This window comes from Mycobacterium sp. (assembly GCF_035506235.1).
In the GTDB taxonomy this organism is placed as follows: Bacteria; Actinomycetota; Actinomycetes; order Mycobacteriales; family Mycobacteriaceae; genus Mycobacterium.
In genome coordinates, this window is sequence record NZ_DATJPU010000255.1 from 13,901 (window position 1) to 27,385 (window position 13,485).

General features: G+C 65.9%; 13 protein-coding genes and 1 pseudogene. 9 read left to right on the forward strand and 5 right to left on the reverse strand.

Going from position 1 to position 13,485, the window contains the following annotated elements; all coding sequences use genetic code 11:
• Positions 1 to 4 precede the first annotated feature (4 nt).
• The 4 genes and pseudogenes from VMD50_RS23920 (at position 5) to VMD50_RS23935 (ending at position 2,052) form a co-directional block, all read left to right on the forward strand.
• The gene (locus tag VMD50_RS23920; RefSeq protein WP_325431415.1) at positions 5 to 193 is read left to right on the forward strand and encodes an antitoxin; all 189 of its coding nucleotides are present in this window, start codon (positions 5 to 7) and stop codon (positions 191 to 193) included.
• Positions 194 to 197: 4 nt separating this feature from the next.
• Positions 198 to 662, forward strand: coding sequence for a type II toxin-antitoxin system Rv0910 family toxin (locus tag VMD50_RS23925; protein ID WP_325431417.1), 465 nt, complete (start codon positions 198 to 200; stop codon positions 660 to 662).
• A gap of 98 nt (positions 663 to 760) precedes the next feature.
• Positions 761 to 1,530: pseudogene (locus VMD50_RS23930) on the forward strand (VOC family protein).
• Between the two features lie 96 nt (positions 1,531 to 1,626).
• Positions 1,627 to 2,052 (forward strand): hypothetical protein, encoded by a 426-nt coding sequence (locus VMD50_RS23935; protein WP_325431419.1) that lies wholly within the window; start codon positions 1,627 to 1,629, stop codon positions 2,050 to 2,052.
• 11 nt (positions 2,053 to 2,063) lie between these two features.
• Here the strand turns inward: VMD50_RS23935 and VMD50_RS23940 are convergent, their stop codons facing one another.
• From VMD50_RS23940 to VMD50_RS23955, 4 genes are all read right to left on the reverse strand, one after another.
• Complete coding sequence (locus tag VMD50_RS23940) at positions 2,064 to 2,546, reverse strand: VOC family protein (RefSeq protein WP_325431421.1); 483 nt, start codon at positions 2,544 to 2,546, stop codon at positions 2,064 to 2,066.
• A 2-nt stretch (positions 2,547 to 2,548) separates the two neighbouring features.
• Complete coding sequence (locus VMD50_RS23945; protein WP_325431423.1) at positions 2,549 to 4,072, reverse strand: carotenoid oxygenase family protein; 1,524 nt, start codon at positions 4,070 to 4,072, stop codon at positions 2,549 to 2,551.
• A 2-nt stretch (positions 4,073 to 4,074) separates the two neighbouring features.
• Positions 4,075 to 5,310: an acetyl-CoA acetyltransferase gene (locus VMD50_RS23950; RefSeq protein WP_325431425.1), complete on the reverse strand. Its 1,236-nt coding sequence runs from the start codon at positions 5,308 to 5,310 to the stop codon at positions 4,075 to 4,077.
• 263 nt (positions 5,311 to 5,573) lie between these two features.
• Complete coding sequence (locus tag VMD50_RS23955; protein ID WP_325431427.1) at positions 5,574 to 6,995, reverse strand: MFS transporter; 1,422 nt, start codon at positions 6,993 to 6,995, stop codon at positions 5,574 to 5,576.
• Positions 6,996 to 7,516: 521 nt separating this feature from the next.
• Here VMD50_RS23955 and VMD50_RS23960 point away from each other — a divergent pair.
• Positions 7,517 to 9,001 carry a DUF4185 domain-containing protein gene (locus tag VMD50_RS23960; RefSeq protein ID WP_325431429.1) on the forward strand — a complete coding sequence of 495 codons (1,485 nt, stop codon included), beginning with the start codon at positions 7,517 to 7,519 and terminating at the stop codon, positions 8,999 to 9,001.
• Positions 9,002 to 9,675: 674 nt separating this feature from the next.
• Here VMD50_RS23960 and VMD50_RS23965 read toward each other — a convergent pair.
• Entirely contained in the window at positions 9,676 to 9,885 is a 210-nt protein-coding gene (locus VMD50_RS23965; RefSeq protein ID WP_325431431.1) for a hypothetical protein, read from the reverse strand.
• A 153-nt stretch (positions 9,886 to 10,038) separates the two neighbouring features.
• On the opposite strand from VMD50_RS23965, the gene VMD50_RS23970 reads away from it, so the two are divergent.
• The 4 genes from VMD50_RS23970 to VMD50_RS23985 form a co-directional block, all read left to right on the forward strand.
• Positions 10,039 to 10,248 (forward strand): dodecin family protein, encoded by a 210-nt coding sequence (locus tag VMD50_RS23970; protein WP_325431434.1) that lies wholly within the window; start codon positions 10,039 to 10,041, stop codon positions 10,246 to 10,248.
• A 158-nt stretch (positions 10,249 to 10,406) separates the two neighbouring features.
• On the forward strand, positions 10,407 to 11,318 hold the full coding sequence (locus VMD50_RS23975; protein WP_325431436.1) for a universal stress protein: 912 nt from the start codon (positions 10,407 to 10,409) through the stop codon (positions 11,316 to 11,318).
• A 108-nt stretch (positions 11,319 to 11,426) separates the two neighbouring features.
• The gene (locus tag VMD50_RS23980; RefSeq protein WP_325431438.1) at positions 11,427 to 12,380 is read left to right on the forward strand and encodes a ketopantoate reductase family protein; all 954 of its coding nucleotides are present in this window, start codon (positions 11,427 to 11,429) and stop codon (positions 12,378 to 12,380) included.
• Between the two features lie 154 nt (positions 12,381 to 12,534).
• On the forward strand, positions 12,535 to 13,485 hold a 951-nt coding region (locus VMD50_RS23985; RefSeq protein ID WP_422656582.1), incomplete at its 3' end, for a transposase.

Below are 13,485 nucleotides of genomic sequence, written 5' to 3' on the forward strand. Positions count from 1 at the left end.
CAACATGGGATTCCTGGACAAAGCGAAGGACCTGTTAGCGCAAAACGCCGACAAGGTCGAGACGGCGATCGACAAGGCCGGCGAATTCGTCGACGACAAGACGCAGGGCAAGTACTCCGACACCATCCACAAGGTTGCCGAGGAGGCCAAGAAGGCCGCCGACTTCGCCGCCGGGAACGACCCGCAGAACTGAGCGCATGGCGAAACTATCCGGATCCATCGACGTACCGCTGCCTCCCGAGTTGGCCTGGAAGCACGCCTCCGACCTGTCCCGGTACAAGGACTGGCTGACCATTCACCGGGTGTGGCGCAGCACCTTGCCCGACGACATCGACAAGGGGACGGTCGTCGAGTCGATCGTCGAGGTCAAGGGCATGTACAACCGGATCAAGTGGACGGTGGTGCGCTACAAGCCACCGGAAGGCATGACGCTCAACGGCGATGGCGTCGGCGGCGTCAAGGTCAAGCTGATGGCCAAAGTGCGGCCCACCGACGTCGGCTCCATCGTGGGTTTCGACGTGCATCTCGGTGGCCCGGCGTTGTTCGGGCCGATCGGCATGATAGTTGCCGCCGCGCTGCGCAGCGATATCAACCAATCGCTGCAGAACTTCGTCAGGGTGTTCACGGGACCCGATCCGAGCACCAACGGGCACCGTCGCTGATCACCCCGGGCCGATGAGTTTCCGGGCCGCCGGCAGTCGATACGTGTGAACCCCGATCACCGGGGGCAGCTCACCACGACACGAGGAGGGGGTTCATCATGCCCATCCGTGACGGCGCGCCGCTCGGCGCTCCCTGCTGGATCGATCTGACGACGTCGGATGTCGACCGCGCCCGGGACTTCTACGGCACGGTGTTCGGCTGGACGTTCGAGTCCGCCGGCCCCGAGTACGGCGGATACATCAACGTCGCCAGGGACGGCCACCGTGTCGCCGGCCTGATGGCCAACCGGCCGGACTCTGGATCGCCCGACAACTGGGCCACCTACTTCCACACCGCCGACATCGACGCGACCATGTCCGCGGTGACGACGGCCGGTGGCGCGGGCGTGCATGGGGCCCATGGAGGGTACCGGCCAAGGGTCGCATGGGCGTGGCGACCGACCCGTCGGGCGCACTCTTCGGCTTGTGGCAGCCGCTGGAGCACCGCGGCTTCGAGGTGATCGGCGAGGCCGGTTCCCCGGTATGGCACCAGCTGACCACCCGCGACTTCGCGGTGGACTTCTACCGCGAGGTTCTGCGGTGGCGGACCGAGCTGGTTTCGGACGCCGACGAATTTCGTTACACCACAGCGTGGTTCGGCGACCAGCAATTACTCGGCGTGATGGACGGCGCCTCGTGTCTGCCGGACGGCGTGCCGTCGAACTGGAGCATCTTTTTCGGCGCCGAGGACGTCGACAAGACGCTGCGGGTGATCGCCGACAACGGGGGCGCGGTGTTGCGGGCGGCCGAGGACACCCCGTACGGCCGGTTGGCCGCCGCGACCGACCCGACGGGCGTCATCTTCAACCTGTCCTCGTTGCAGACCTAGCGGGCGTCACGCTGGCGTGGCCGTCGCCGACCGGCGCCACGCTAGTGTGACGCTCGGTGACACTGGCCGGCGCCCGAGTCAGCTAATCTCGCAACCATGACTCGCCGGCTGCGCCCTGGTTGGCTGGTGGCGTTTTTCGCCCTGCTCATTTCGGTCAGCGCCTGGATGCCGTGGCTGACGACGGCGGTCAACGGCGGTGGCTGGGCCAGCGCCATCGGGGGTACCCACGGCAACCTGGAATTGCCCAGGGGATTCGGTGCGGGGCAGCTCATCGTGTTGCTGTCATCGACCCTGCTGGTGGCCGGGGCGATGGTGGGCCGCGGCCTGTCGGTCAGGCTCGCTTCGGTTGCCGCCCTGGTGATTTCGTTGCTCATCGTGGCGCTCACCGTGTGGTACTACCAGCTCAACGTCAACCCGCCGGTGTCGGCCGAATACGGGCTTTACGTCGGTGCCGTCGGCGCCGCCTGCGCGGCAGTGTGCTCGGTCGCGGCGGTGATCGCGGCGCTGGCCTCCGGGCGATGAGCCGGTGAGGTCTACTCCGACGGGAACTCGTGCTTACCCGAGCCGGCGCTGTCCGCGGGCTCGTTGACGCCGAACACGAAGGGGGCGAACACGACTTCGCGCCCGTCGGGGTCGCGATAGGTAATCGCATCCGTCGCCTCCCAATACGGGTGCTGCTGCTCCGGTGCCACTCCCGCCGCCTGAAGGCGCGCGATCGCGGCCTGCTGAGCCTGCCGGTCGGGGAAGTACAGGCACAGCTGTTCGTGGTGGTCGACGGCGACCGGGTCGACCGACTCGACGATTTCGAGCGTCAGGTTCCAGCTGGGCAGACCGAAGATGGCACCGTTGCTTCCGTAGCTGGCCTCGAACGTCTCGTAGAGGGGCAGACCCACCAGCTCACGGTAAAACCGCACTGTCTCTGGGAAGTTCGAGGAGCGGCGGGCGAAGCGGATGGCGCCGATCGATGCCAACTGCGCGGGCCAATGCGAATGGTGACGCCCCGAGCTCGGGTACATGGTCACAACCCCACGGCCGCGGCCGCCGGCTCCGCGGTATGCCAGCGCCGCAGTTGATCGCCCGGTGCCCACGTCGAATGTGTGCCGCTGGAAATGCGTTCCGGCAGTTGGAGTTTGCACACCGGGCCGTCACCGAGGCGGGCGGCGTCGAAGACAACGCAGTACGAGGCGTCGGCATTCATGTCGGTGGTCAGGGTGACCAGGTAGCCGTCGTCCTCGCCGGTCGCGCCGACCCGCGGCGCCATGGCGGTCTCGCTGCCGTAGACACCGTCGCCGAACGCGATGCCCTCTTCTTTGCCGGTAAGCACATCGTGTCTGACCAAGCCGTCGAACAGGAACCAGCCCGGCTTGCCGGTGGCGGCGTAGGTGTAGCGGTAGCCGCGCGCGGCGTAGCCGGGATTGATGGTGCCGAACTCGGTGATGGATTCGGACAGTTGCTCCTCTTTGACCGCGCCGGTGCTCAGGTTGAAGCGCCACCGGTGCAGCCGGGCCTGCAGGCGATCCAGTGCCAGGAAGCGAAAGAGCTTCTCCCACTTCGGTCCACCGGTATCGAGGGGCTGCGGATCGCCCTCGAAGAAGCCGTCGAGCACGATCTCGTCACCGTCCTCGTAGGCGTTGACGAAGTGCAGCACGAAGGTCGGGTCCGCCTCGAACCATCGGATGTCGCCCGTGCCGCCCCGGCGCGGCAGCACCGCGAAACGCGACGGAATGTCGGGATAGAAGCGCGGCAGGTGAACGTCGTGCTGGAGCAGCCTCGGATCCCAGAACAACGGGAAATCGTTGAGGATCACGTAGTTTTCGGTGAACGCCATGTCATGCGGCAGCCGCGGGCCGGGCAGCGGGATGTCGACGTAGTGCACCAGCTCGTCGCTGTTGTCGACCACGCCGTAGCGCATGTAGGGCTCGTGCTTGCTGTAGTTGAAGAACAGCAGCTCGCCGGTTTTGTTGTCCACCTTCGGATGCGCCGACACGCCCCAGTCGGCGGGGAAGCGCCCGTTCCAGGTCTCCTTGCCGAGCGTGTCGGCCGAATACGGGTCGACCCGGTACAGGTCGCCGCACTGGTAGAAGCTGGTCAGCGCCATGCCGCGGTGGACGATCACGTCGGTGCTCGACGCGTCCTTCATCCGGGTTCGCGCGCCCCAGCCGTCCTCCCGTTTGGCCAGTTGCACCGGTTCGGCCAGGCCCGGCCACAACGGTTCACCGGCCTCGTTCTCGGCCAGGAATCCATCCGTGCGGACAAAGCGGTTGCGGTAGAACGCTTTTCCATCGCGGAAGCCGACCACGTGCAGCATGCCGTCGCCATCGAAGGGGTGATAGGTCTTCAACGCGGGGTGCAGCGGGTTCTCGGTGTTGCGTAGGTAGACGCCGTCCAGGTCGCGCGGGATCTCGCCCTCCACCGCGGTGAGGTCGTCGGCGTCCCACTCGGTCGTCTGTGGCCGCCAGGGGCCGGTGCGGTAGGGGTGGTCGTCGTCCTCGGGCAGGGTCGACAGGTACTTGCCGACGATCTCAACGCCCTTTAGATCCATAGTCACCACTCCCCGGTTGTGCTGACGACGAAGCTGACGCTGGTAGCGGTGCTGCCGCCGAAGTTCAGGGTGCCGAAGGTCTTCGCGCCCTCGACCTGGTAGTCGCCCGCCGCGCCGCTGACCTGCTTGGCGGCGTCGAGCAGCATCCTTACCCCGGACGCCCCGACGGGGTGGCCGCCGCCGATCAATCCACCGCTGGGATTGATCGGCAGCCTGCCGCCGATCTCGATCTCACCGTTTTCGATGGCCTTCCACGATTCGCCCGGGCCGGTCAGCCCGATGTGGTCGATGGCCAGGTATTCGCTGGGCGTGAAGCAGTCGTGCACCTCGAACCCGTCGAGGTCGTCGAGGGTCAGCCGCGCGCGGCGCAACGCGTCGAGCACGGCGGTGCGCACGTGCGGCAGCACGTGAGTTTCTGCGGGGTTGTCCGCCGTTCGGTCCAGTTTCTGCCGCAGACCCAGCCCGACGGTGCGGTGTCCCCAGCCGTCGATGCGGCCGATCGGGCGCGCTTCCGGGTGGTCGCGCAGGTACGCGTCGTTCACCAACACCACTCCGGCGCCGCCATCGGTCATCTGGCTGCAGTCGTACCGGCGCAGCCGGCCCTCGGTGATCGGGTTGGTCGCGTCGTCGTCGGTGATGGGGTCGGGGACCGTCCACGCCCTCGTCTGGGCGTTCGGGTTACGCCGTGCGTTGGCGAAGTTGAGCTGAGCGATCGCCCGCAGGTGCGTGTCGTCCAAGCCGTAACGCCGGTCGTACTCGTCGGCGATCTGGGCGAACATCGACGGCCAGAGGTAGCGGGCGCCGGCCCCTTCGTGTCCGGTCCACGCGGCCGCGCCGAGGTGTTGGGCGGCGGTGTCGCCGGGCACCGTTTTCTCCAGCTCGATCCCGACCACCAGCGCGGTGTCGTAGGCGCCCGACCGCAAATCGGCCATCGCCGACAGCGCGGCCACGCTGCCCGACGCGCATGCCGCCTCGTGCCGCGAGGCCGGGGTGTCCCAGAGTTGGCCGCAGACCGTGGCCGGCATCGCACCGAGGTGGCCCTGGCTCGCGAACATCTCGCCGAAGGCGTTGCCGACATGGACGACGCCGATGTCTGTGGCGTCCATTCTCGCGGCGGCGAGCGTGCCCTGCACCACTTCAGCGGTCAACGAAGCGAAGTCACCGCCTTCCCTGGTGTGGTTGCGGGCGAAATCGCTTTGGTAGCCGCCCAGTATCCACACGCCTGTCGAGCCGTCCATAACCGGCACGGTACTCCTGGATGACTCGCCCTTTGGGGCGTATCCGCCTCGCCGAGGCGGCGAAGAGGGGACGGCCCCGTCGGCTCTCGGGCTGAACCGACGGGACCTAGACGGGCGCGAAGGCCGGCCGACGCGCACGCCTCTTTTGCATCATTACCGCCCAGGGCGGTTGACAAACATGCTGACCCAACCTCGCAGGCCACATTACGAAATTAGTGCTGACCTGCGGCGTTCGGCTCGCGCTATTCAACGTATGTCCAGGATTAGACGGCGTCTTCGACGAGTTCCGTCGGCTCCGGTCCCTCCGGGGTCCGAGCGGGGGTGGCCGGACGTTCGCGGAGGGCCTCGGCGTCGGCGAGGTCGATGGCCGCCAGGTCGATGCCTTTGGTCTCGCGCGCGGCCAGGGCGGCCACCGCGCTCACCGCCGCGGCGGCCGCCAGGTACCAAGAAATCGGCACCGCGGACTTGTACGTCTCGAGCAGGCGAACGGCGATGATCGGTGCAAGCGAGCCGGCCACGATCGAGGTGACCTGATAGCCCAGCGACACCCCCGAGTAGCGCATCCGGGTCGGGAACATCTCCGCCATGGCCGCCGGCTGGACCGCGTACATGAGGCCGTGGAACACCAAACCGATGACGATCGCCGCCATGATGATCGCATTGCGCCGGCTGTCCATCATCGGGAAGGCGAAGAAGCCCCAGGTGCTCGCGCACACCGCGCCGATGAAATAGATTGGGCGCCTGCCGAATCGGTCGCTGAGACGCCCGACCAGCGGGATCACCACGAAGTGCACGACGTGGGCGGCCAGCAGCCACCACAGGATGACCTTGGTGTTGGCGTGCACCTGCACTTTGAGGTAGGTGATGGAGAAGGTGACCACCAGGTAGTACATGGTGTTCTCACCGAAACGCAAGCCCATGGCGGTGAAAACGCCACGCGGGTAACGCTTTAATACCTCGACGGCTCCGAGCCGGGTGGTCTTGGAGCGCTCGGCTTCTTGCTGGGCTGCCAGGAATATGGGCGCGTCGGTCACCTTGGTGCGGATGTAGTAACCGATCAGGACGACGACCGCGGACAACCAGAAGGCGACGCGCCATCCCCAGCTCAGGAAAGCCCCGTCCGACAGCGTCGAGGTGAGCCCCAGCAGTACGACGGTGGCCAGCATGTTGCCGCCGGGCACCGCCGCCTGCGGCCAGCTCGCCCAGAAACCGCGGGTGAGCCTTGGGCTGTGCTCGGCGACGAGCAGAACGGCGCCTCCCCACTCGCCGCCGACGGCGAAGCCCTGGAAGAAGCGCAGCACCACCAACAGCGCGGGGGCCCAGTAGCCGATCTGGGCGAACGTGGGCAGGCAGCCCATGAGGACGGTTGCGGCGCCGACCAGCAGCAGGCTGAACTGCAGCAGCTTCTTGCGCCCGTACCGATCGCCGAAGTGTCCGAAGACGAGCCCGCCGAGCGGGCGGGCCGCGAAGCCGACGGCGTAGGTCACGAAGGCGGCGAGGATGGCGTCGAGTTCGTTGCCGCCGCGCGGGAAGAACACCTTGCTGAACACCAGCGTGGCCGCCGTGCCGTAGAGGAAGAACTCGTACCATTCGACGACGGTGCCGGCCATGGATGCGGCGACCACACGCCGGAGAAAAGCAGGCCGCTGCAACGGGTCCGGCTGCAACTGATCAGGGACACTCACCGGATGCCCTCCTTGGTGGAGCGCCCGCGGGGCGCCGACCGGGGTGTGCTGGCGGATCGGAGCGTACCCCGGTTGGGTCGGGTTTGCTCCTGGGCCCCAGGATTCCCAGGAGTCACGTGACTTCGGGGATATCCGATGTCGTTTGTCCAACGGGCCCCCTCCGGTTCCTCCGTGCTGATCCGCAATGCGGATTCAATAAATCTTTGATGCGAATCTCGCGGGCGGCCGAGGAATGACAACGGCGCGAGAGCAGCAACAGGTCAAGCGGCACGAAAATAGGCGTTCCAATGGGACTCGGGACGCGTGGCCCACCGACCCAGCAATGCGCACATTTTTCGGATCCAGCGGTGCGCGATCAGCGGTTGTCAGGGCCCCAGGCGAGAAAACCGATGCGTTGCGACACGGTCACGGATGCATACCTATCGGCAGATCACTGGTCACAGCAGCCACGCGAATCACTATCGTCACATGAGCCAACCGCGGACGTCAATGCGACGGCCCGCCCCTGGAAAGGTGTGACCTTGACGGCGATTCCCCGAGCCCTATCGCTATCGGTGGCGTCGATGACCGCCATCGGTTTCTTCGTGGCGATAGGCCCCGCGCCGTCGGCGAACGCCACACCCTGCAGCGCGCCGGAAGCGAACGTCGACCCCCCGGCCGCGCCACCGGCGATGCCCGCGCCCCAGCCGGTCGTCCAACCGCCGACGGGGCGCAGACCCTCGCATACGAACGACCAGGCGCCGTTGCCGAAATTGGGTCCGCTGATCTCTTCCTTCATGAGGCCGGGAGCTGGGGGCCAGCGATACTCCGCTCCGATACAACCCCAGGCGGGGGTCGTGCCGCCGCCCGGTCCCAATCCGCCCGCCCCGGGCCTCCCGCAACCGCCGAATGCCAACCAGCTACAGCCCAACGCGGCACCTCAGCCGGCGCCCCAGCCGGCGCCGCCGCCGCCCGCCAACATCGCGGGGGCACCGACATCGCTCGTCGACTGGGTGACCGGAATGGACGGCCCCAACAAGACCCTGCAGCGTTTCGGCATCTCCGGGACCGACCTCGGGATCGCTTGGGACAACGGCGATCCCGCCAACCGTCAGGTCCTCATGGCGTTCGGTGACACATTCGGCTATTGCAAGGTGCACGGCCAGCAATGGCGATACAACGTGCTGTTCCGCAGTTCCGACCGCGACCTGTCCCACGGAATCCACATCGCCGACGGCGTGCCCAACGACCGATACTCCGGGTCGCCGGTGTGGACCACCGGCCTTTCCAAGCAGGTCGTCAACACCATCCACAAGGCGCCGCACGAGACGGGCATCATCCCGACCGCCGCCATCTCCCTCGGGCGGACCCAATACATGAGCTACATGTCCATCAGGCAGTGGGGCCGCGACGGGGAATGGAGCACGAACTACTCGGCGATCGCGAGATCCGTTGACAACGGCCAGAGCTGGGGGATCTTCCCCAGCACCATCCGCACGGCCTCGGCGGACGCCATCCCGGGGATCGGGTTCACGCCGGGTAACGAGAACTTCCAGATGGGCGCGTTCATGAAGGGAAACGACGGCTACCTCTACCAGTTCGGCACCCCGTCGGGGCGCGGCGGTGCCACGTTTCTGTCGCGGGTTCCCCCGAACTATCTGCCCGACCTGAGCAAGTACCAGTACTGGAACGGCGACAACGGCGGACACTGGGTCGCGGCCGACCCGGGGGCGGCGACGCCGCTTTGGCCCGGCCCGGTGGGCGAGATGTCGGCCCAGTACAACAGCTACCTCAAGCAGTACCTGGTGCTGTACACCAACGGCGGCAGCAACGACGTGGTGGCGCGGACCGCGCCGACGCCGACAGGACCATGGAGCGGAGAGCAACCGCTGGTGTCGGCGTTCTCGATGCCCGGTGGCATCTACGCGCCGATGATCCATCCGTGGTCGTCGGGCAGGGACCTGTACTTCAACCTGTCGCTGTGGTCGGCATACGACGTGATGCTGATGCACACCGTCCTCCCATAGTTCATAGCGGCTAATCCGGTGGGCAGCGACACTTACGTGGATAGTTCCTGATCGCTCGAGGGGGTAGGGCGGCGGCCCATCGAGTCACTTTCTGCCATTTGCCGTAGCTGCTGAGCCATGCCGCGGTCCTCTTGCGCGTACTTGCGGTGTTGAGCCGCGTGTTGCCGGTATTCCTCCCGACGACGCTCGTTCTGTTCGGCTGATTCCTCGTATGCCCTCGCAGTCCGGTCGTGACTGGCTGCGGATGCGGCCAAGCTGTCGGCCGCAGATCGCTGGGACGCCTGCGCATCTCGCCGCGCCTGCTGCGCTCGTTGGCTGGCGCGAAATGCTTCTTCGGCGAGCGATTGGGGATCATCCCAGTCGGCCTCAGCGGGGTTAGCGTTGTCAGACATGGCCGCGCCTTTCGTTGACCGCCAGATTGACTCTAACGGCGCACAGGGCGTGATGGGTCCTCACGGTTGAAGTTGCCGACCACGCTCACCGTGCCGAAGATAAACGGAGGCGCGCGCATGCCCATATCTGCGATCCGTTCGCGCTCGATTGCGATGCTCCGGGTCCTGTGCAGTGCGTATGGCTGACTCGTTCATGGCACACAAACACCGCCACGTTGACGGGAAAGCCCGTCAGCGCCTCGATCACGACGGCGTCCGGAGCTGACCTCTAGCGGCACCGGTTTAAGGATCGGCGAAGTCGTCATAGTCATCAAGGCCGTCGTTGTGGCCTTTGCACTTCAGATTGGCGCACCGCCGCCGCGGCGACGTCGCTTCGATCTGGTGCTTCTCGCCGTCCCGATGCGTGAAAGTGATTGAGACAAGCTCCGTATCGCTGCCGCAGATCGGGCATCGGTGGCTCGGGTCGCGTTTGATAAGGGGCTCGATTGCCATGCTTCGAAAGACTAAAACCCCTGTGGTGGGGAGACTGTGGCCTAAAGACCCCCAGCACCGGGCACTTCGTCCCTACCTGCTTCGGTTGCTCCGCAATTAGATGGTCATCGTCTGTCGATTACCCGATCCCACATCAGACCCTGGGAGGCCATCATGCCAGGAGGCACCGTCGCTCGCGTTACCGAGATCAGCGCGAGGTCCGACACCAGTTTCGAAGACGCCGTGAAGACTGGCATTGCTCGGGCCGAGGCGACGCTGCGTGGTGTCAAATCGGCGTGGATCAAGGAACAGGTGGTGGATGTAGAGAACGGCGGGGTTGTCGCCTACCGCGTCAACATGCTGGTCACATTCGTCTTGGAATAGCAGCGACAGTGAACTGCCGTTGCTGGTTGCCGTTCGGCGAGTGCCGGGCGTACGGCTGTTAGTCCGGCAGATCGGTGACTATTGCCACCTGATCGTCAGCGAAGGTCGTCCTACGGTCATGCGCGAAGCTGCCAACACGAGCCAAGCAGGAGAACGAAATGTCTGGCGCCGAAACTCATCGTGGCATTTTGGTCGGTGTCGACCGATCAGCGTCGTCGATGGCGGCGGTCGACTGGGCGGCTCGCGATGCTGCGATGCGCAATGTTCCGCTTACGCTCATGCACGTCATCGCACCGGTTGTGCCGGCGGTTGCGCCGTGGCCGGAGATTCCGATACCCCAGGACTATTTCGATCGGCAGGACGAGAAAGCGAGGCGAATTCTCGAAGACGCACGCAAAGCGGTCGCCGACAGCACCGCCGGCCATGGCCCGCCGATCGTGGACAGCGTGGTGGTACATGGCCCAACCGTTTCGACGCTGGTCAATGAGTCCAAGATTGCGGACATGATGGTCGTGGGATGCCGGGGCGAAGGGGCGTTTGGCCAGGTCTCGTTCGGGTCGATCAGCACTGGCCTGGTGAACCATGCGTACTGCCCGGTCGCGGTCGTCCATGATGAGGCCTCGCCGCCCGCGCAGGCGCCGGTGCTGGTGGGAATCGATGGTTCGCCCGCATCGGAACTGGCGACGGAGATCGCCTTTGACGAGGCCTTCCGCCGGGGTGTGGATTTGGTGGCGCTGCATGCGTGGTCCGACGTCAGCATGTCGGAGGTACCGGGTGTGGATTTCGCGACCATGGACGCCCAGGCACAAAAGGCGCTGGCTGATTGGCTTGACCGATGGCAGCAGCGCTACCCCGATGTCACGGTGCGACGTGTAGTGGTGTGCGATCAGCCGGCTCGTCAACTCGTCGAGTACTCGGAATCCGCGCAACTCGTCGTCGTCGGCAATAACGGTCGGGGCCGATTCGCCGGCATGCTCCTGGGCTCGGTGAGCACCGCCGTCACGCATGCGGCGCGGACTGTGGTGATCGTCGCGCGCGAGTCGCACCGGCACATGCCGGCATCACGCTGACTCGAGCTGGGACGGGTCTGGTGACCCAGTCGCATGGACCGGCTTGTGTGCGGGCTGCCGCCGCGGCTTCGGGTCGATGTCTGATCCCGGTCGGTGAGGATGGTGGCGATGAAGGTTCTGGTCGTCGGTGCGGGAGTCATTGGCAGCTTTAACGCCGCGCGATTGTTTCGCGGCGGCGTCGATGTCACGCTGCTGGCCCGCGGTGAGCGACTGGCCGCGCTGCGTGATCGGGGCGTCGTACTGGAGGACTGGCGAACCCGGAGGCGCAGCGTGACACCCGTGCCCATAGTGGATCGGATTGCACCTGGCAGTTGCTATGACCTCGCGGTGGTGATCGTTCGCCGCGATCAGGTCGCCTCGGTGCTGCCGTTGTTGGCCGCCGCACCAAGCATCCCGTCGGTTCTGTTCCTGGGTAACAACCTGGCCGGATCATCGGACATGGCGGCAGCTTTGGGCAGTCAGCGGGTATTGACCGGGATGGTCAACGCGGGCGGTCAGCGGGATGGGGTGGTGGTCCGTTACATCTGGACTCGTCGGCTTCGGCTGCTCTTCGGAGAAAGAAATGGACTCACTCGCGTCCGCACCCGCGCTATTGCCGACATGTTCAGGGGCGCAGGCTTGCCGGCGCGGGTAGTAACCGATGCCGAGGCGTATCAGAAGACCCACGCCGCTGGACTGCCCGCCTTCGCCGGTGCGCTGTACAGCGCCGGCGGGGATATCCGGCTGCTAGGCCGCCGGCATGATCTGCTGCACCTGCTTGTGACCGGATACCGTGACGCGCTTAGCGGCTTGCAAGCCGACGGAACAGCGATTCGGCCCCGGATGACGCGGGCACTGGTGTGGACCCCCGAACGGCTGCTGCATGTCGCTCTGCGCCAACTCTTCGACACCGAGCTGGCCGTGGTGGGCGGCCAGGCGCATGCCCTGGCTGCCGTTGGCGAGATGCGTGAGCTGGCCGAGGAGCTGCGTGCGATCCTGGGACGCACCGGCATGCGGTCCCCGGCCAACGATCAGGCGTATGCGGCGATCGTGAATTGGGCTGACGGCACGGCCGCCCGCTAGGCGCACGGGTCAGTAACACGCTGGCTGGGGTGTTGGGTTGATCGGCGGGTTGTTGGGATCATGGAGTGTGCCTGATGATCTCGATGATGGTGGATTGTTCGAGGTCGACCCCGCTGAGCGGGTAGATCCGAATTCTTTGCCGCCGAAGCCGCCGGTGGACAAGACCTTTCGGCTGTTCGACCCGGACCAGGGGTTGTTGTTGCCCCCGTCGTTGGATGAGTGGTTGCCAGCCGAACACTTGGCCCGGTTCATCGCCGATCTGGTCGATGAGCATTTGGATCTGTCGCGTATCCACGCCGTCTACACCGAGGGGCGCGGCGGGCCGCCCTATGACCCGCGGTTGATGGTGCGCATCCTGCTCTACGGCTATACCATCGGGGTGCGTTCCTCGCGTGTGATCGAGACCAAATGCGTCGATGACGTGCCGTTTCGGTGGCTGGCGGGTGGGGCGGCTCCGGATTACCGGGCGATCGCCCGGTTCCGCAAACGCCACCTCTCAGCGCTTGGGCACCTGTTTGTGCAGGCCTTGGCATTGTGCCAGGCCGCGGGGATGGTGCGGTTGGGTCGGGTGGCCCTGGATGGGACCAAGGTGCGGGCCAACGCCTCCAAACGTAAAGCGATGAGCTATGCGCGCATGAGCGAGAAGGAAAAGGTCCTTGCCGATGAGGTCTCGGCGTTGCTGTTGGAGGCCGAGCGGATCGACAAGGACGAAGACAAGAAGTTCGGCAAAAACCGCCGCGGCGATGAATTGCCCGAGGAGCTGCGGCGCCGCGAGAGCCGGCTGGCCAAGATCCGCGAAGCCAAGGCGGCTCTGGAGGAAGAGGCACGCCAACGGGCCCGCGAACACGCCGAGGCCGCCGCACGGGAGCGCGGTGACGACGCCGACGCCATCGCCGCCAAGGGTGCTGCGGCGGCCGAGACTGCCACGCCAAAACCCAAGGCACAGCGCAACTTCACCGACCCGGACTCCAAGATCATGCTCACCGGGGACGGGGCTTTCCGCCAGTGCTACAACGCCCAAGCCGTAGTCGATGAGGATCATCAGGTGATCGTGGCTACCGAGCTGGGGACCAACGCCTCGGATGTGGGCACCTTGATCCCGATG